The organism is Nonomuraea sp. NPDC004186 (assembly GCF_053603495.1).
In genome coordinates, this window is sequence record NZ_JBSGFQ010000102.1 from 1 (window position 1) to 18,336 (window position 18,336).

Sequence of the window (18,336 nt, forward strand, 5' to 3'; positions counted from 1 at the left end):
GGGGGGGGGGGAACATTCTTTCCGGGGGGCCCCCAAACAGCTGCGGGGGGGCTTCATATCTGCGACGATGCGGGGCGGGCAAGGGGGGCCGCCCCCTTCCGTGTGAGGCGGCGGTACTAGCCGGCGATGTTGCCGGTGCGGTACTCGAGTGCCTTGGTGGCGTACTTGTTGTTGGCGCCGTACTGGTAGATGCCGATGGTGGCCACGGACGGGTCACCGGCCTCGTTGAACTCGACCGGGCCGCTGACGCCCTCGTAGTCGATGTCCTTGCCGGCCTTCAGCAGGTCCACGCACTCCTTGAAGCTCTTGCACTTCTCGCCGCCCTTGCTCACCTCGGCGAGCTTGGCCGCGATGTCCGTGCCGGCGTCGCTCTTGGCGGCCTCGGCGGCCAGCGCGATCAGGTTGGCGGCGTCGTAGGACTCGGGGGCGTAGCTGAAGTCCTGGAGCTTGGGGTTGATGGCCAGGAGCTTCTTCTCGAACTCCTCGGGGGCCGCGGCACCCGGGATCGTGCCCTTGACGCCGTCGAGCGTGCCCTTGGGCATCTTCACGTAGTTCGTGTTGGACGTGTTGCCGTCCACCATGTACCACTTGTGCTTGCTGGCGGGCAGGCCCTGCTTGACCAGCTCGGCCACGACCTTCGCCGTCTCCTCGAACCCGATCAGCACGATGCCCTTGGGGTTCTTGGCCTTGATCTTGGCCACGTCGGCGGAGAAGTCGGCCGCCTTCGGGTCGTAGTCGACGCGCTCGACGACCTCGCCACCGCCGTCGGTGACGGTCTTCTGGACCTGGTCGGCCAGACCCGTGCCGTAGGAGTCCTGCATGGCCAGGATGCCCACCGTGTCGTTGCCGTCGGCCACCACGAGGTCACCCAGCACGCGCCCCTGCAGCTTGTCGGGCGGCGAGGTACGGAAGTACAGGCCCTTGTCGTTGATCGTGGTGAACTTGTCGGAGGTGTTGGCCGGCGAGAAGTGCACCACGCCCGCACCCGTGATCTTGTCGATCACCGACTCCGACACCGACGACGACGCGGCGCCGATGATGGCGTCGGCCTTCTGCGCCAGCAGCTTGTCCACCGACTGCGAGGCGATGTTGGTGGTGGTGTCACCCGAGTCGGTGTCGTACTTGGTGATCGGCTTGCCGAGCACGCCACCGGCCTCGTTGATCTCCTTGACGGCGGCATCGACTCCCGCGATCTCGGGCGGGCCGAGGAAGGCCAGCGAACCGGTCTGGGGCAGCAGGGTGCCGATGGTGAGAGTGCCATCGCCCTTCGCCGCGGCGGGCGCCGACGACGACGGCGCGGCGGCAGACTCTGACGTCTGCGTGGCGGTGTTGCCGCCGCCACCGCCGCAGGCTGTCAGGGCGAGGCTGGTGGCAGCCACGACAGCCAGCGCCCGCCCCACGGGAGCAATGCGGATCATGAAGTGTCTCCTTCATTTCCAGGCCGGGATCGGTCAGCACCGCCGAGCGTTCCCGAACGAATGCAGGAAACGTATAAAACTGCTGCGTGCTCCAACCAGATGCACTGGGGAACTGTCGGCACTTGGATGCGGAGTCGTAATCAGTCCTCAACTTACGGACCTGGGCAAGCACGCTTAATCTGCATCGAGTGAAGCGCTTTACGGTTCCCCTCGCCATGGTGCTCCTCCTCGCCGGTTGCGCCGCCTCCGAACGGCCTTCGCCGCCGCCCGCGACTCCCCCGGCGGGCGTATCGGTCTCACTGGCGCAATGGCGTTCGGACGAGCCCGTGCACGCGCTGGAGGTGGCCGTCCGCAATACCACGGACACACCGGTCTATTTCGCCGACGTCCAGCTGGTCACGCCGTCATTCAAAACCCTGCCGGCGCAACGGACCGACGCCACCCTCAAGAAGACCGAGCGGACGGACCTGCGCATCACGTACGGGCCCGCCAACTGCCTCCCCCAGGGGCTGCCCGAGGTCCAGCCGGCCACGGTCGTGGCGCACGTCAGCACCGGCTCCGAGCAGCCGCGCAAGGTGGTCTTCAACGTCCCCCACCCCGACCCGCTGCTGGCCAGGCTGCTGCGCGACGAGTGCTCGGAGTTCCTGATCAAGGAGGCGGCGGACATCGAGTTCGGCCCCGAGTGGAAGGACGCCGACAAGGCCATGCGGGGCAACCTGGTGATCACCCGGCGCGGGAACGGCGCCGTCACCGTCAACGACATGGGCGGGACCACCCACTTCATCGTCACGCCCGAGCACCGGCCCCTGGGCGTGCTGGCCGCCGGTCGGCAGCGGCTGGAGGTGCCGATCGCGCTCACCCCCGGCCGCTGCGACCCCCACGCGTTCGCCGAGGCCAAGAAGGCCTTCCTGTTCCCCGTGCGGGCCAGCATCGACGGGGGTCAGGAGCGCGTGGTCATCGTGGTGCCGCCCAAGCCGCTGCAGGACCGCCTCATCCCCTGGGCGATGAAGACGTGCGGGTTGGGCGGCTGAGGGTCAGCCCTCGATCTTGCCGGTGCGGTACTCCAGCGCCTTGCCGGGGTACTTGTTGTCGTCGCCGTACTGGTAGACGCCGATCGTGGCCACCGCCGGGTCACCGGCGTCGTTGAACTCGACCGGGCCGCTGAGGCCGTCGTAGTCGATGTCCTTGCCGGCCTTGAGCAGGTCGACGCACTCCTTGAAGCTCTTGCACTTCTCGCCGCCCTTGCTCACCTCGGGCAGCTTGGCGGCGATGGACGCGCCGGAGTCGTCCTTGGCCGCCTCGGCGGCGAGGGCGATCAGGTTCGCCGCGTCGTACGACTCGGCCGCGTACGTGAAGTCGCTCAGCTTGGGGCTGAGCTCGACGAGCTTCTTCCTGAACTCCTCGGGCGCCTCGGCGCCCGGGATGGTGCCCTTGACGCCCTTGAGCGTGCCCTTGGGCATCTTCTGGTAGTTGGTGTTCGACATGTTGCCGTCCACCATGTACCACTTGTACTTGTCCGTCGTCAGGCCCTGCTTGACCAGCTCGGCCACGACCTTGGCGCCCTCCTCGAAGCCGATCAGCACGATCGCCTTCGGGTTCTTCGCCTTGATCTTGGCCACGTCGGCGGAGAAGTCGGCCGCCTTCGGGTCGTAGTCGACCCGCTCCACGACGCTGGCGCCGGCCTCCTCGGCGGTCTTGGTGACCTGGTCGGCCAGGCCGGAGCCGTAGGAGTCCTGCATGGCCAGGATGCCGATGGTGTCGTTGCCGTCGGCGGCGATCAGGTCGCCGAGCACGCGGCCCTGGAGCTTGTCCGGCGGCGCCGTACGGAAGTACAGGCCCTTGTCGCTGATCGTGGTGAACTTGTCGGAGGTGTTGGCCGGCGAGAACTGCACCACGCCCGCACCCGTGATCTTGTCGATGATCGACTCCGACACCGACGACGACGCGGCGCCGATGATGGCGTCGGCCTTCTGGGCCAGCAGCTTGTCCACCGACTGCGAGGCGATGTTCGTGCTCGTGTCACCCGAGTCCGTGTGGACCTTGGTGATCGGCTTGCCGAGCACGCCGCCCGCCTCGTTGATCTCCTTGACGGCCTGGTCCACGCCGGCGAACTCGGGCGGGCCGAGGAACGCGAGCGAGCCCGTCTGCGGCAGCACGGTGCCGAGGGTCAGCGTGCCGTCGCCCTTCGCCGCGGGCGCCGAGGAGGCCGCCGTGGACGGGGCCGCCGACTCGGACTGCTTCGCGGCCGTGTCGCCGCCGCCACCGCCACAGGCCGTCAGAGCCAGGCTCGCCGCGGCCGCGACGGCCAGCACGCGCCCCGTTGGAGCAATGCGGATCATAAAAGAGACTCCCCCTATCTCAACGAAGGAACGATCACCTTCGCTGGGTTTTCCGAGCTCAGCATGCCTGTTCGAACAGGTGATGGGGAGTTCTTACGCGGCTTTTATGCGGATTCGTAATGTCACAAACACTGATAGTAATGATGTGTTTCGTGTGAGTTACGGTCCTGTCAGACACGACACACCCCAGATCCGGAAATTTCCGGATCTGGGGTGTAATGGGCGCTCCTCAGCCCGCGATGTTGCCCTGGCGATATTCGACCGCCTTCGCCGCGTCGAACTTGTTGTCCGCCCCGTACTGGTAGACCCCGATCGTCGCCACCGACGGGTCGCCCACCTCGTTGAAGTCGACCGGTCCGCTGACACCCTCGTAGTCGATGTCCTTACCGGCCTTAAGCAGGTCCACGCACTCCTTGAAACCGGTGCACTTCTCGCCGGACTTGCTCACGGCCACCAGGTTCGCCGCGATGGCCGCCCCCGAGTCGTCCTTGGCCACCTCGGCCGCCAGCGCGATCAACGTCACCGCGTCGTACGACTCCGCCGCGTACGTGAACTCGGTCAGCTTGGGATTGACCGCCAGCAGCTTCTTCTGGAACGCCTCGGGCGCCGCCGCGCCGGGCAGCGTGCCCTTGACGTCCTTGAGCGTGCCCTTCGGAGCCCTGACGAAGTTGGTGTTCGACATGTTGCCGTCCACCATGTACCACTTGTGCTTGTCCGCCGTCAGGCCCTGCTTGACCAGCTCCGCCACGACCTTCGCCGTCTCCTCGAACCCGATCAGCACGATGCCCTTCGGATTCTTCGCCTTGATCCTGGCCACGTCGGCGGAGAAGTCGGCCGCCTTCGGGTCGTAGTCCACCCGCTCCACGACCTCGCCACCGCCGTCGGTGATGGTCTTCTGCACCTGATCCGCCAGACCCGTGCCGTACGAGTCCTGCATGGCCAGAATGCCCACCGTGTCGTTGCCGTCGCCCACCACCAGGTCACCCAGCACCCGGCCCTGGAGCTTGTCCGGCGGCGCCGTACGGAAATAGAGCCCACGGTCGTTGATCGTGGTGAACTTGTCCGACGTGTTCGCCGGCGAGAACTGCACGACCCCCGCACGGGTGATCTTGTCGATGATCGACTCCGACACCGACGACGACGCCGCACCCACGATCGCGTCCACCTTCTGCGTCAGCAGCTTGTCGGCCGACTGCGAGGCGATGTTCGTGGTGGTGTCACCCGAGTCCGTGTCGTACTTGGTGACCGGCTTGCCGAGCACCCCGCCCGCCTCGTTCACCTCCTTGAGCGCCAGGTTCGCACCCGTGAACATGGGCGGGCCCAGATACGCGAGCGAACCCGTCTGCGGCAGCACCGTGCCGATCGTCAGCGTGCCGTCCCCCTTCTTCGCGGCCCCGGCCGAGGAGGACGAAGCCGAGGCGGACCCGGCGGGGGCGGCGGTCGTGCCTCCGCCCGAACACGCGGCCAGCACCAGACACGCCGCCGCGACGGCGACCGGCAAGCGGGCGGCGGCGAGCACCGGTACGCGGATCGCTGTGGCGGCGACCGGCGCGCGGGAAATACGGATCATCGAAAGCGTCTCCGTTCGAGATGAGCGGACCTTCCGTCCGCCCATCAGTTACGCGCCGGGACACCTCCCACGAAAAGCACTCGAAGCCGGTTGGATGCCCACTCGTGACCACACCACAACCCACCGGCCCAAAAGACTTGATATAAGCCTTTTTCAGCCCCGCTCGGCCGCGTCATCTATAACGATCTGAGCAACCTCACGCATGCTCAACCGCCGATCCATCGACGCCTTCTGGATCCACCTGAACGCCTGCGGCTCACTCCAGCCGTGCTGCGTCATCAGCTGACCCTTGGCCCGCTCCACCAGCTTCCTGGTCTCCAGCCGCTCCGACAGGCTCGACACCTCGGACGCCAGCGCGACCATCTCCTCGTGCCTGCTGACCGCCATCTCGATCGCCGGCACCAGATCCGCCTTCGTGAACGGCTTGACCAGATAGGCCATCGCCCCCGCGTCCCTGGCCCGCTCGACCAGGTCACGCTGGGAGAACGCGGTCAGGATCAGGCACGGGGCGATCCGCTCGGCCGCGATCCGCTCGGCCGCCGAGATGCCGTCGAGCACGGGCATCTTCACGTCCAGGATCACGAGGTCCGGCCTCAGATCGGCGGCCAGCCGGATCGCCTGCTCACCGTCCCCGGCCTCGCCCACGACGACGTAGCCGTCCTCCTGGAGCATCTCCTTGAGGTCGAGGCGGATCAGGGCCTCGTCTTCCGCGATCACTACTCGCCGCTGCGTACTCACGAGCAGAAGAGTACCGATGTCCGGTAGATTAGATCCACGCCGGTGCGGCTCGGTGCTTTACACTCCGAGATCACAGACCGGACAAATGCCGCCCCGGTAGACCAATCGGCAGAGTCGATGGCCTCAAAATCCATTCAGTGTGGGTTCGAATCCCACCCGGGGCACTTTCAAACCGCCCGGCTTCTCGGCCGGGCGGTTTTGTCATACCCGGCTGCGACACTCTCCGCATGCACGATCGCACTCTACGCAACCGCACGCTGCGCCTGCTGGAGGCCGGGCTCAGCGTCGGCGAGGCGAGCCGCCAGACCGGCGTCAGCCTGAGCACCATCCGCCGGTGGCGCGAGGTCCCCGAGAGTCGCTCCCTCACGGCCCGCGGTTGCGCCCGTTGTGCGCCGATTCCGCTCTCTCCGACGCCCGCCGACGGCTATGCCCAGCTGCTCGGCCTCTACCTCGGCGACGGCCACATCGTGCGCTGCCCCAAGGGGGTCCATCTGCTCACCGTCTACTGCGACGACAGCTGGCCCGGCCTCATCGAAGAAGCCGCCGCGACGATGGCACGGGTGATGCCGGCCTCAGCCGTGAGCCGGCGCAGGCGCAACGGGTGCACCGAGGTCAAGAGCCTCTCCAAGCACTGGCCGCACCTGTTCCCGCAGCATGGCCCCGGCAAGAAGCATGAGCGCCCGATCGTGCTCGAGCCGTGGCAGCGGGAGATCGTCTCGGCGCATCCTGGGAGGTTCGTCAGGGGCCTCATCCACTCCGACGGCTGGCGTGGGACCAACCGGGTCCGCCGCGTCCTGCCCAGCGGCGTCCGCTGGTACGAATATCCGCGCTACCACTTCAAGAACGAGTCCCCCGACATCCTCGCCCTCTGCGGCGAGGCGCTCGATCTGCTCGGTGTGGCCTGGCGGTTCAACAACCGCAACGAGCTCTCGGTCGCCCGCAGGGAGGCGGTGGAGCTGCTCGACCTTCACGTCGGCCCGAAATACTGACCGGTCACCAGGGCATGACCCCGGCGTCGTCGTAGAAGCCGCCGGTCGGGCCGTCGGGGCCGAGGGTGGCCAGCCGGATGACGACGGCGGCCCCGTCCGCGGCCGTGCGGGTGGGTTTGTACGGCAGGTCCTTGGTGAGGTCGGTGGCGCAGGCGCCCGGGGCGGCGGCGTTGACGAGGATGCCTTCCTCGCGCAGTTCCTTGGCGTACTGGACGGTCAGGGAGTTGAGCGCGGTCTTGGACACGGGATAGGTGGCCGAGGGCGGCAGGGCGGACATGTAATGGCCGGGGTCGGTGTGGTGGGCGAGGGAACCGACGCCGCTGGAGACGTTCACGATGCGGGCCGCCGGTGAGCGTCTGAGCAGGGGGAGCATGGCGTTGGTGACCATGAGGACGCCGACGACGTTCGTCTCGAGCACCTCCCGGAGGGTCCGCGGGGACATGGCGCTGGGCGGGTCGCCCATGGGGCCAGCGATGCCGGCGTTGTTGACCAGCACGTCGAGGCGGGTCAGCGTGGCGGCGGCGGCGTCGATCGTGGCCGGGTCGGTGACGTCCAGCAGGACGGGGCGCACGTCGCCGCCCTCGGCGCGGAGCCGGGCGGCGGCCTCCTCTCCGCGTGCCCGGTCGCGGGAGCCGAGCAGCACCGTCATGCCCGTGCGCGCGAGTCCGGCGGCGACCTCGTATCCGATGCCCTTGTTCGCCCCGGTCACCAGGGCGGTGGTCTTGTCGGTCATGTCGGGAAGCACATCATCGCCGACTGTTCCGGGGCCAACACCGGGTGGGTCATGGGCCATACCCTGAGGGTATGGAAACGCGCGAGCTGGCCTATTTCGCCGCCGTCGCGGAGGAGCTGCACTTCGGGCGGGCGGCCGAGCGGCTGGGCATGGCGCAGCCGCCGCTGTCGAGGGCGATCCAGAAGCTGGAGCGGCGGCTCGGGGTGACGTTGTTCGACCGGTCGGGGCGGCGGATCTCGCTGACTCCGGCGGGCGAGGTGCTGGCCAGGGAGGCGGCCAAGGTCCTCGACGCGGTGGCCGCCGCGACGGTGCGCACGCAGCGGGCGGGGCGCGCCGTGCCCCGGCTGGTGGTGGCGATGAAGGCGGGCGGCGACGGCGGCCTGCTGCCGGAGATCCTCGCCGACTATCGCGCCCATCCGGACGCCGTCGAGGTGGAGCTGGTCCTGTGCGCGGTGACGGAGCGGGCGCGGATGCTGCGTGACGGCACGGCCGACGTGGCGTTCCTGCACAGCCCGTACGAGGATCTGACGGGTTTCGACAGCGAGCCGCTCCGTGAGGAGGGCAGCGTGGCGATCGTGCAGCCCGGGCACCGGCTGGCGGGGCGGCCTTTTGTGCGCCTGGCCGAGTTGGAGGAGGACCCGACTCCGTGCTGGCCGGGTCAGCATCCGGAGCTGCACGATCCGTCCATGTTGATGCAACTGGTGGCGTTGGGGCGGTTGATCGCGGTGGTGCCGGAGTCGGTGCGGGATCATCTGCGGCGGGATCTGGTGTGTGTTCCGGTGCTCGACGGCGCTCCGACGACGGTGGTGCTGGCCTGGCCGGAGGGGGTACGGTCGCGGGCGCTGGCGGGGTTCGTGCACACGGCGACGACGGTCGCGGCCCGGAATCTGGCCGCCGCAGATGGGGATCACCTGGGCAAAACCGCGATCGAGGAGCTTTCGGGATCGCTCCCATCGGGAATATCGGTCTCAAGATCGATGAAGACGGAGGTGGGGCGGCATGCCGTTGAGCGTGGCGGCGAGGGAGGCGTTCCTGGCGGAGCCGCACATCGCGAGCCTGGCGGTGGAGACGGGTGACGGGCGCGCGCCGCTGATCGTGCCCGTCTGGTACGACTACGTCCCCGGCGGTGAGATCCGCTTCCTGACGGACGGCGGCTCGCGCAAGGCCAAGCTGATCGCGAAGGCGACCAGGTTCTCGATGCTGGTGCAGCGGGTCAGCCCGACCTACCGGTACGTGTCCGTTGAGGGGCCCGTCGTGCGCTCCGGGCCCACGACGCTGGAGGACCTGACGCGCATCTCCTCCCGCTACCTGCCGCCCGACGCGGTGGAGGGGTACGTGCAGGGCTCGGACCTGCACGTGCTCATGACGTTCCGGATGCGACCCGAGCATTGGCTCTCCGCCGACCTGGGCGCTCTCGGCTGACCCGGAAACGGTATTTTTGGGCCCGTGACTGCTATCGATCCCACCTCGACCGGCGCGTTCGGCGTCGGCCTCGCGACCATCGCCGCCGACGGCACCGTACTCGACACCTGGTTCCCCGCCCCCGAGCTGGGCGACGCGCCCGCGACGGGCACCGAGCGGCTCTCCGCCGGCGAGGCCGGTGAGCTGGCCGAGCTGACGGGTCCCGACGCGGCGCGGGGCGTGGAGGTGGTGGCGGTGCGCACCGGCATCGCCAAGCTCTCCGAGGCGCCCGTGGACGCCCACGACGTCTACCTGCGGCTGCACCTGCTGTCCGCGCGCCTGGTCAGGCCGCACGGGGTCAACCTGGACGGCGTCTTCGGCCTGCTCGCCAACGTCGCGTGGACCAATTTCGGTCCGTGCCCGGTGCCGGACTTCGAGCGGACGCGCCTGCGGCTGCGGGCGAGGGGCGCGGTGACGGTGTACGGGGTGGACAAGTTCCCGCGGATGGTGGACTACGTGCTGCCTTCCGGCGTGCGGATCGCCGACGCGGACCGGGTGCGCCTGGGCGCCCACCTGGCGAGCGGCACCACGGTCATGCACGAGGGCTTCGTCAACTTCAACGCCGGCACCCTGGGCGCCTCCATGGTCGAGGGCCGCATCTCGGCCGGCGTGGTCGTCGGCGACGGCTCCGACGTGGGTGGCGGCGCCTCGATCATGGGGACGCTGTCCGGCGGCGGCAAGCAGGTCATCTCGATCGGCGAGCGCTGCCTGCTCGGCGCCAACGCGGGCATCGGCATCTCGCTGGGGGACGACTGCGTGGTGGAGGCCGGGCTGTACGTGACGGCGGGCACGAAGGTCGCGCTCCCGGACGGCACGGTGGTGAAGGCCGCCGAGCTGTCGGGCTCGAACGGGGTCCTGCTGCGCCGCAACTCGCAGTCGGGCGCGGTGGAGGCGGTGCCGCGCACGGGCGGCGGCATCGAGCTGAACGCCGCCCTGCACGCCAACTGACCCCCTGACCGCCCCTACGGGCGGCGCCCGGCCACCGGCGCCGCCCGCCTTGGGCTTCGCCTGGCACGCCGGTCAAGCGAAACCCACGGAGGTGGCCCACGGCGCGCCGTTTCGGCGGCGCGCCGGTGAGGCGGGTAAGCGTCTCCCTGGAGGGCCCTCAGCCACGGTCGGCGGGTGGTGCCCACCGTGCGCAGCCGTAAAAACTGAAGGTTAGTGCGTGTGGGAGACGGCCGAACCGACGGTGTGGACGCGCAGGGCGTTGGTGGAGCCCGGGGTGCCGGGAGGCGAGCCGGCCACGATGACCACCTTGTCCCCCTTCTCCAGCCGCCCGGACGACAGCAGCGAAGCCTCCACCTGCCGCACCATGTCATCGGTGTGGTGCACGAACGGCACGTGGAACGTCTCCACCCCCCACGTCAACGACAGCTGCCCCCGCACGTGCGGCGACGACGTGAAGGCCAGCAGCGGGATCGGCGAGCGGTAGCGGGCCAGGCGGCGCGCCGTCTCCCCCGACATCGTGAACGCCACCAGTGCCTTGGCCCCCACGATGGCCCCCACCTCGGCCGCCGCCCGCGCGATGGCGCCGCCGGTGGTCTCCGGCATGCGCTCCAGCGTGTGCGTGGCGTGCAGGGACGTCTCCTCGGCTGCGCAGGCGATGCGGTCCATCGTGGAGACGGACTCGATCGGGTAGTTGCCGACCGACGTCTCGCCCGACAGCATGACCGCGTCGGCGCCGTCCATGACCGCGTAGGCCACGTCGGAGGCCTCGGCCCGGGTGGGGCGCGGGGCGTTCATCATCGAGTCGAGCATCTGGGTGGCGACGATGACCGGGTGGGCCTTCTCGCGGCACAGCTCGATGATGCGCCGCTGCACGATCGGCACCTGCTCCAGCGGCAGCTCGACGCCCAGGTCGCCGCGGGCGACCATGATGCCGTCGAAGGCCTCGACGATCTCGGGGAGGCGGTCGACGGCCTGCGGCTTCTCGATCTTGGCGAGCAGCGGCAGGCGTACGGCCTCCTGCTCCATGATGTTGCGCACCACGTCGGCGTCGGACGGGCGGCGGACGAAGGACAGGGCGATCATGTCGAAGCCGGTGCGCAGCGCCCAGCGCAGGTCGGCCTCGTCCTTGTCGGTCAGGGCGGGGGCGCTGACGTTGACGCCGGGCAGGTTGAGGCCCTTGTTGTCGGAGATCATGCCGCCGATGACGACACGGGTGGTGATGCGCTCACCGTCGACGCGGGTGGCCTCGAGCACGAGGCGGCCGTCGTCGACGAGGATCGTGTCACCGGGGCGCACGTCGTTCGGCAGCCCCTTGTAGGTGGTGGAGACCTGCTCGCGGTCGCCCGGGACGTCTTCGGTGGTGATGGTGAAGACGTCGCCGAAGCCCAGCCTGACGGGGCCCTCCTCGAACGTGCCGACGCGGATCTTGGGGCCCTGCAGGTCGGCGAGCATGCCTACGCCGCGGCCGAGGTCGGCCGCCACCTCCCTGACCCGGTCGTAGACCTCTCTGTGCATGTCATGAGTGCCATGGCTGAGGTTGAACCGTGCCACGTCCATGCCTGCGGCGATCAGCTCGCGGAGGCGTTCTTTGGAGGAGGTGGCGGGGCCTAGGGTGCAGACGATTTTCGCGCGACGAGTCACGAGTCCTACCTTAATTGGTACAGACCACTTGGCAGTCACTGACGACGGAGAACGTAGCCTACGTAAGAGAACAGAACGAGAACGGCGACCCCCAGACGTACCAAGTTCGTGTACTGCTCCGGGTAGATCACGCCCTCGATGTAGTTGTCGATGAATCCACCGCGGGGCAGCTCGGGCTGCCCCGCGTTCCGGCGTCCCCAGTCCTCGATCTCGGTGAGCGGGCACTCGACGCCGGTCACGAGCGAGAGCAGGCCCCAGCCGACCACGGCCAGGTGCGCCCAGATCGTACGCCGCCAGCGCCACGCGAGGAACCCGCCCACGGCCAGGTAGGCCAGGAACGCGAAGTGCACCATCATCGCGGCGTCCGCGATGATGCGATACATCATGGTTCGACGGTAGCCGCTTTCCATGCGTCCACGACACCGTGCCCGAAGAAGCCGTTGTCCGCCTGGTCTCCCTCGCAGACCTGCGTGACGTCCTGGCCGTAGGCTTTGTACACATATTGGCGGGGCGTGGGGCAGGCCTTGGGGGTGGCGGTCTTGTACAGCAGGTCCTCGACGGTGGCCGGGGCCAGTTCGAGGCCGCCCTTGCCGGGTCTGCCGAAGCGGCTGATGAGGATGGCGGCGACTCCCGTGGCGTGCGGGGCGGCCATGGAGGTGCCGTCGAGGTACTGGTAGTAGGCGCAGGTGCCGCCCTTGCAGTCCTTGACGACGTCGGCGCCCTTGGGCTCGCCCTTCGCGTCGATCCGCCCGGCGGCCCGCAGCACGTGCTCGGGCGCGGCGCCCAGGATCGAGCGGGTGGCCTTGGCGCCCGTGCCGTCCAGCGCGTCGCCGCCGGGCGCGGACACATCGGCCTGCTCGACGCCGTAGTCGCTGTAGATCGCCTTGCGGCCGGAGGGGCCGAGCCCGGCGACGGAGATGACGCCGGCGGACTCGGCGGGCACGTTGACGCAGGAGTTGTCGATCTGGCGCTCCTTCTTCTCGCCCACCGGGTAGCCGGGGCTCTCCTTGTCGACCTTGGGGTGGCCGAGGTCGGTGGAGCCGTTGCCGAGGGCGGAGATGAGGGTGACGCCGCGCTGGCGGGCGTAGTCGAGTGCCCGCTGCATGCCGGTGATGATGGCCGCCTGTTCGAGCTGTTGCTTCCTGGAGTCGGCCTTGTTGTTCGTGCAGTTGAACAGCCAGGGGTCGACGTAGTAGCTCATGTTCACGACGTCCACGCCGATGTCGCCGGCGTAGGTGAGCGCGTCGAGGCTGGGCTTGAGGAAGAAGAAGCCGGAGTCCTGGCCGGCTCTGATGTTCACGATCTGCACGCCGGGGGCGACACCGGCGATGCCGATGCCGTTGATCGGGGCGGCGATCGTGCTGGCGACGTGGGTGCCGTGGCCGTCGTCGTCCTCGTCCACGGGGTCCTTGCAGCTGCTGACCTCGCAGGGGCCGTCGAGCGTCTCGCCGTCCTCGTCCTTGGGCTTGTCGGTGACGAAGTTGCGGCTGAGCTCGCGGTTGAAGTTGGGGGCGATGTCGGGGTGCTTGCCGTCCACGCCGGTGTCGATGACGCCGACCAGCACCTGCCTGCTGCCGGGCACCTTGGCGTTGGCGCGGTCGGCGCCGATCATCCGCATGTCCCACTGGCGGCCGGCGAGCGGCTCTCCCGAGCCGCTCTTGGTGAACGACCGCGCGTCGGGGAAGGCCGCCGTCCGGCCCTTGGCTCCTCCGGTACGGCGGGTGGCGGCGCGGGCGGCGCCGGCTTCGGCGAAGCCGATGCTGCGGTCCGGGGACACCCCGACGACGGACCCGTCCGCGCCCACGTTTTCAGCGAACCTGCCGCCGCCGCCCGTGGCCGTCAGGTAGCCGAGCTTGGCGTCGTTCGCGAGCGTGGTGCCGCCGGCGCTCTCGACGGCCTGCTGCGCCTGTTGCTGCCCGCCTTGGTTGTAGAAGACGAGGTATTCGGGGCCTTGGGGGGTGGCGGCGCGAGGCGGGGCCTGCGATGCGCCGGGCGAGCAGGCGGCCATCGCGACCACGGTGGCCAACGCCGTCAAGCCAGAGGCGACCCGCCGCATTGTTCCCCCATCCACCCAGTGCCGCAGATTCTGCATCTTCCCGACACTTACCAGGTGATGCAACCAACTGACGAAATTTCGGCTTAAAGGTAGCTAAGCGGACCCCGGGTACGGGATCCGCTCAGCCCTGGGCTCAGGCCCGTACGCCGGGCTCCGGGGCGGGCTCCTGCGCGACCGGCTCGGACGGCGCCTGGTCGGTCAGGCGTACGTTCCTCAGGAACGCCAGCAGCAACGCGGCGGCCAGCAGGATCGGCCCCACCCACGCGAACACCCCGCTGATGGCGTCGGAGAAGGCGAGCTGCGTGGCGTGCCGCGCGGCCTCGGGCAGCGCCTGGATGGCCTCGGGCGTGAGCGAGGCCTGTCCCAGCGCGAGCCTGCCGCTGAAGACGCCGCCCAGCACCGCCACGCCCACCGCGCCGCCGACGCCCCGGGCGAACGTGACGGCCGAGGTCGCCGCGCCCCGGTCCGCCGCCGCGGTGGTGGTCTGCACGACCAGCAGCACGTTCTGCATGACCATGCCGAGCCCGGCCCCGAAGAGCGCCATGTACGCGCCGGAGACGAACCCGCTGGTCCCGAGGTCCATGGTGGAGAACAGGAGCCCGGCGACCCCGGCGAGCGCCGTCCCCGTGACCATGAACCACTTGAACCGGCCGAACCGGTGCACGAGCTGCCCCGTCAGCGTCGACGAGACGACCATCCCGGCCATCATCGGGAGCAGCAGCAGCCCCGAGTCCGCCGCGCTCGCCCCGGTGGCCAGCTGCAGGAACACGGGCAGGAACGTGGCCGCGCCGAGCATCGCGGTGGCCATGAGCACGACGGAGGCCACCGGGATCGTGAACGTCCGGTCGCGGAACAGCCGCAGCGGCAGCACCGGTTCGGCCGCCGTCCGCTCCACCAGCACGAACAGCACGGCCAGCAGCACCGCGCCGCCGCCGAGCCCGATGACGACCGGCGAGGACCAGGCGTAGAGGGTGCCGCCCCAGGAGGCGAACAGCGTCAGGCAGGTCAGCAGCCCGGAGATGAGCATGGCGCCGAGCCAGTCGATGCGGTGCGGGGAGACGCGCTTGGGCAGCTTCAGCACGGCGAACGCCACGGCCAGCGCGACCACGCCGAGCGGCAGGTTGATGTAGAAGATCCAGCGCCAGGAGACGTGCTGGGTGAGGTAGCCGCCGAGGATCGGCCCGGCGATCGAGGCCAGCGTGAAGACCGCGCCGAAGATGCCCTGGTACCTGGCCCGTTCGCGGGGTGTGACCAGGTCGCCGACGATGGTCATGGTCAGCACCATGAGACCGCCCGCCCCGATGCCCTGGAAGGCCCGGAAGGCGATGAGCTGGCCCATCGACTGCGCGAGCCCGCACAGGGCCGAGCCGAGGACGAACAGGACGATGGCCGACAGGTAGAGGTTCTTGCGGCCGTACATGTCGCTGAGCTTGCCGTAGAGGGGCGTGGCGATGCCCGAGGTCAGCGCGAACGCGGTGACCAGCCACGACAGGCTCTCCAGGCCGTTCAGCTCGCCCACGATGGTCGGCATGGCGGTCGCCACGACCGTCTGGTCGACGGCGGCCAGGAACATGGTGAGCATGAGTGAGCCCATGCTCACCCAGAGTGAGCGCCGAGGTGCGGCCTCGGGCGTGGTTGTGGATAGCATTGGTCGTCTCCTTGCTTCTTTCGCGAGGGCAGGAGTGATCCGCGGCGATCGGGGGTGCCACCCCGGTCGCCGCTTTCCTATGGGGTCAGAGTCCGTTCTCCAGCAGCGTGAACGCCTCTTCGAGCAGGTCCTCCACCGAGCCGCCGTCGGCCGTCGCCTCCTGGATCGCCGAGATGGCGGCGCCGAACGACGCGACGATGAGCAATCTGGCGTGGATGGGGCTGGTGACGCCCGGACGGCTCCTGACGGCGTCGAAGATCGTGTCCATGATCTTCGTCTCGTCGGCGGCCCTGGACTTGGCGGCCAGTTCGGGGTGGCGCTTGCGCAGCTCCATGAACGGCTGCATGTCCGTCCAGATCCGCTGGCTCCGGACGGCGAAGGTCCGCATCACCGTTTTCAGCGACTGGAAGGCGGGCTCGTCGGCGGGCCTTTCCGCGAGCATGCCGACGAGCTCCTCGGGGCGCCAGAGAGGCTCCATGACGAGCGCCTCCTCCTTGGAGGCGAAGTAGTTGAAGAAGGTGCGCGGCGAGATGTCGGCCGCCGCGCTGATCGCCTCCACGGTCGCGGCCTCGATCCCCTCGTCGAGCGCGATCTTCACCGCGGCGACCCTGATGGCCTGCCGCTTCTCGGCCCGCCGACGGTCTCGACGCTGCTGCGGACTCTCCATGCCTTGCACTGTACGCAACTCTTGCACACTCTGCAAGCCTTGCAGAGTGTGCAATTCCTTGGACATGCCGAAGGCGCCCGCCGTACGGGCGGGCGCCTCTGGACACGGGGGTCAGCGGGTGAGGTCGAGCTTGACGCCGCCCAGCATGACCTGGCGCGGCATCGGCCGGGCCAGGAACTCGTGCGGGAACCCGAGATCCACCCCGCTGGCCTCCTCCAGCGCGGCCAGCTGGCCGTCGCCGAAGCGCACGTCCAGGGCCCCCAGGTTGTCCTCCAGCTGCGCCGTCGTGCGCGCCCCCACGATGGGCGCCGTGACGCCGGGGTTGAGCGTCGTCCAGGCCAGCGCGACCTGCGACGGCCTGACCCCGAGCTCGCCGGCGACCTGCTTGACCACGTCGGCGATGTCCAGGGCGCGCTCGGTCAGCGATCCGTTGGCCGCTGCCACGTTCTTGCGCGTACCGGACGGGTCGGCGGAGACCTCCTGGGCGAGGTCGTCCCGGCCGTACTTGCCGGTCAGCACCCCGCCGGCCAGGGGCGACCACGGGATGACTCCGAGCCCCATCTCCCGCGCCATCGGGATGAGGTCCCGCTCGACGGTCCGCTCGACCCGGCTGTACTCGATCTGGAGGGCGATCAGCGGCGCCCACCCGCGCAGGTCGGCGATGGCCTGCATGCGCGACACCTGCCAGGCGGGCGCGTCGGAGATGCCCACGTAGAGCACCTTGCCGGCCCTGACCAGGTCGTCCATGGCCCGCAGGATCTCCTCCACCGGGGTGGTGAAGTCCCAGGCGTGCAGGTAGAGCAGGTCGATGAAGTCGGTGTTCAACCGGCGCAGGCTCGCCTCGACCGACTGCACCATGCTCTTGCGGTGGTTGCCGCCGGAGTTCGGGTCGCCGGGCCGCCTGGCCATGGTGTACTTCGTGGCCAGCACCAGCTCCTCGCGCCGCCCCGACGCGAACTCGCCGACCAGCGTCTCCGCGGTGCCCTCCGTGTACTGGCTGGCGGTGTCGATGAAGTTGCCGCCCCGGTCCACATACGTGTCGAAGATCCGCCGCGACTCGTCCTTGTCCGAGCCCCAGCCCCAGTCCGTGCCGAACGTCATGGTCCCCAGCGCGAGCGGCGAGACGCGCAGTCCCGAGCGGCCGAGCAGGCGGTAGGTGTCAAGAGTCGTCATGCCATCCAGGCTGCTCGGGCCCGGATCCGGGGGGAAGGGAAGGCCCTTCCTGGGACGGGCCTTCCCAGGCAGGCGGGTCGTAGGATCAAAGGGATGAACACCCTGGACCAGACCCGCGAGCTCGCCGCCTTCCTGCGCACCCGCCGCGAGCGCCTGGATCCGGGCGACGTCGCCCTGCCCGCCCGTCGCGCCCAGCGGCGCACGCCGGGCCTGCGCAGGGAGGAGGTCGCCGAGCTCGCGGGCGTCAGCGTCGACTACGTGATCCGCCTGGAGCAGGGCCGCGGGCTGCGTCCGTCGGCCGAGGTGCTGGAGGCGCTGGCCGACGCGCTGCGGCTGAGCGAGGACGAGCGGGCCTACCTGTTCGAGCTGGCCCGCCAGCGCCCCAACCGGCAGGCGCCCACCGCGGAGGAGGCGGGCCCGCTGGCGCGGCTGGTGCTCGACCTGTCGCCGCTGCCCGCCATGCTGCTCAACCACCGCTTCGACATCCTCGCGTGGAACCCGGAGATGGCGGGGCTGATGCTGGACTTCGGCACGCTGCCGCCGGCGCAGCGCAACAGCCTGTGGCTGTGCATGCTCCACCCGGGGCTGCGCGACTTCTTCCGCGACAGGGAGCGCACGCTGCGCGAGGGCATCGCCGACCTGCGGGCCTCATGGGCGGCCCATCCCGATGACAAGGCGCTGACGGAGCTGGTCGACGAGCTCACCGCCGGCAGCGAGGAGGTCGCCCGCCTGTGGGCGCTGCGCGACGTCCGGGTCAACGGCCGGGGCCAGAAGCGGCTGCGGCACGCCGTCAAGGGCCCGCTGACCGTCGACTACGAGGTGCTGGCCCCGATCCAGGCCCCCGGCCAGCGGCTGGTCATCTACCGCGCCGCCGACGCCGGCTCGCAGCGCGTCCTCGACGCCATCGCCCGCGAATGCGCGTGAAAAAGCCGGGACCGCACTGAGCGGTCCCGGC

17 protein-coding genes and 1 tRNA gene are annotated in these 18,336 nt (G+C 69.5%); 7 read left to right on the top strand and 11 right to left on the bottom strand.

Features of this window, described 5'->3' with window-relative positions; genetic code table 11:
* Positions 1–116 precede the first annotated feature (116 nt).
* Positions 117–1,418, bottom strand: a complete 1,302-nt coding sequence (locus ACWEPL_RS50230) for an ABC transporter substrate-binding protein (protein ID WP_363963812.1) — start codon at positions 1,416–1,418, stop codon at positions 117–119.
* Positions 1,419–1,606: 188 nt separating this feature from the next.
* Here ACWEPL_RS50230 and ACWEPL_RS50235 point away from each other — a divergent pair, with 188 nt between their 5' ends.
* Positions 1,607–2,449 carry a hypothetical protein gene (locus ACWEPL_RS50235; protein WP_452440527.1) on the top strand — a complete coding sequence of 281 codons (843 nt, stop codon included), beginning with the start codon at positions 1,607–1,609 and terminating at the stop codon, positions 2,447–2,449.
* Between the two features lie 3 nt (positions 2,450–2,452).
* On the opposite strand, the gene ACWEPL_RS50240 is transcribed toward ACWEPL_RS50235, so the two are convergent.
* The 3 genes from ACWEPL_RS50240 to ACWEPL_RS50250 form a co-directional block, all read right to left on the bottom strand.
* Positions 2,453–3,757 carry an ABC transporter substrate-binding protein gene (locus ACWEPL_RS50240; RefSeq protein ID WP_364263982.1) on the bottom strand — a complete coding sequence of 435 codons (1,305 nt, stop codon included), beginning with the start codon at positions 3,755–3,757 and terminating at the stop codon, positions 2,453–2,455.
* Between the two features lie 229 nt (positions 3,758–3,986).
* Positions 3,987–5,327 carry an ABC transporter substrate-binding protein gene (locus ACWEPL_RS50245; RefSeq protein ID WP_452440528.1) on the bottom strand — a complete coding sequence of 447 codons (1,341 nt, stop codon included), beginning with the start codon at positions 5,325–5,327 and terminating at the stop codon, positions 3,987–3,989.
* A gap of 153 nt (positions 5,328–5,480) precedes the next feature.
* On the bottom strand, positions 5,481–6,065 hold the full coding sequence (locus tag ACWEPL_RS50250) for an ANTAR domain-containing response regulator (protein ID WP_350726309.1): 585 nt from the start codon (positions 6,063–6,065) through the stop codon (positions 5,481–5,483).
* A 90-nt stretch (positions 6,066–6,155) separates the two neighbouring features.
* Between ACWEPL_RS50250 and ACWEPL_RS50255 the strand changes: the two genes are divergently transcribed.
* Positions 6,156–6,229 (top strand) — tRNA-Leu (locus ACWEPL_RS50255).
* Positions 6,230–6,292: 63 nt separating this feature from the next.
* A complete protein-coding gene (locus ACWEPL_RS50260) occupies positions 6,293–7,054 on the top strand; it encodes a hypothetical protein (RefSeq protein ID WP_452440529.1) in 762 nt (253 codons plus the stop codon).
* A gap of 4 nt (positions 7,055–7,058) precedes the next feature.
* Here ACWEPL_RS50260 and ACWEPL_RS50265 read toward each other — a convergent pair whose 3' ends face one another.
* The gene (locus ACWEPL_RS50265) at positions 7,059–7,787 is read right to left on the bottom strand and encodes an SDR family oxidoreductase (RefSeq protein ID WP_452440530.1); all 729 of its coding nucleotides are present in this window, start codon (positions 7,785–7,787) and stop codon (positions 7,059–7,061) included.
* Positions 7,788–7,858: 71 nt separating this feature from the next.
* On the opposite strand from ACWEPL_RS50265, the gene ACWEPL_RS50270 reads away from it, so the two are divergent.
* Genes ACWEPL_RS50270 through dapD form a run of 3 tightly spaced genes read left to right on the top strand, consistent with a single transcriptional unit; the run spans position 7,859 to position 10,196 of the window.
* Positions 7,859–8,863 (top strand): LysR family transcriptional regulator, encoded by a 1,005-nt coding sequence (locus ACWEPL_RS50270; RefSeq protein ID WP_452440531.1) that lies wholly within the window; start codon positions 7,859–7,861, stop codon positions 8,861–8,863.
* Positions 8,787–9,209, top strand: coding sequence for a pyridoxamine 5'-phosphate oxidase family protein (locus ACWEPL_RS50275; RefSeq protein WP_350726301.1), 423 nt, complete (start codon positions 8,787–8,789; stop codon positions 9,207–9,209). Before ACWEPL_RS50270 ends, ACWEPL_RS50275 begins: the two co-directional genes overlap by 77 nt.
* A 24-nt stretch (positions 9,210–9,233) precedes the next feature.
* Positions 9,234–10,196: a 2,3,4,5-tetrahydropyridine-2,6-dicarboxylate N-succinyltransferase gene (dapD, locus tag ACWEPL_RS50280; RefSeq protein ID WP_350726299.1), complete on the top strand. Its 963-nt coding sequence runs from the start codon at positions 9,234–9,236 to the stop codon at positions 10,194–10,196.
* Positions 10,197–10,406: 210 nt separating this feature from the next.
* Here dapD and pyk read toward each other — a convergent pair whose 3' ends face one another.
* The 6 genes from pyk to ACWEPL_RS50310 form a co-directional block, all read right to left on the bottom strand.
* Positions 10,407–11,837 (bottom strand): pyruvate kinase, encoded by a 1,431-nt coding sequence (gene pyk, locus ACWEPL_RS50285; protein WP_355191838.1) that lies wholly within the window; start codon positions 11,835–11,837, stop codon positions 10,407–10,409.
* Positions 11,838–11,872: 35 nt separating this feature from the next.
* Positions 11,873–12,223, bottom strand: a complete 351-nt coding sequence (locus ACWEPL_RS50290; protein ID WP_363963796.1) for a DUF2784 domain-containing protein — start codon at positions 12,221–12,223, stop codon at positions 11,873–11,875.
* Positions 12,220–13,854: a S8 family peptidase gene (locus ACWEPL_RS50295; RefSeq protein WP_452440550.1), complete on the bottom strand. Its 1,635-nt coding sequence runs from the start codon at positions 13,852–13,854 to the stop codon at positions 12,220–12,222. Before ACWEPL_RS50295 ends, ACWEPL_RS50290 begins: the two co-directional genes overlap by 4 nt.
* Positions 13,855–14,026: 172 nt before the next feature.
* The gene (locus ACWEPL_RS50300; RefSeq protein ID WP_452440532.1) at positions 14,027–15,541 is read right to left on the bottom strand and encodes an MDR family MFS transporter; all 1,515 of its coding nucleotides are present in this window, start codon (positions 15,539–15,541) and stop codon (positions 14,027–14,029) included.
* A gap of 85 nt (positions 15,542–15,626) precedes the next feature.
* A complete protein-coding gene (locus tag ACWEPL_RS50305) occupies positions 15,627–16,208 on the bottom strand; it encodes a TetR/AcrR family transcriptional regulator (protein ID WP_452440533.1) in 582 nt (193 codons plus the stop codon).
* Positions 16,209–16,319: 111 nt separating this feature from the next.
* The gene (locus ACWEPL_RS50310) at positions 16,320–17,381 is read right to left on the bottom strand and encodes an aldo/keto reductase (protein ID WP_452440534.1); all 1,062 of its coding nucleotides are present in this window, start codon (positions 17,379–17,381) and stop codon (positions 16,320–16,322) included.
* 93 nt (positions 17,382–17,474) lie between these two features.
* On the opposite strand from ACWEPL_RS50310, the gene ACWEPL_RS50315 reads away from it, so the two are divergent.
* Complete coding sequence (locus ACWEPL_RS50315) at positions 17,475–18,305, top strand: helix-turn-helix domain-containing protein (RefSeq protein ID WP_452440535.1); 831 nt, start codon at positions 17,475–17,477, stop codon at positions 18,303–18,305.
* Positions 18,306–18,336: the final 31 nt, after the last annotated feature.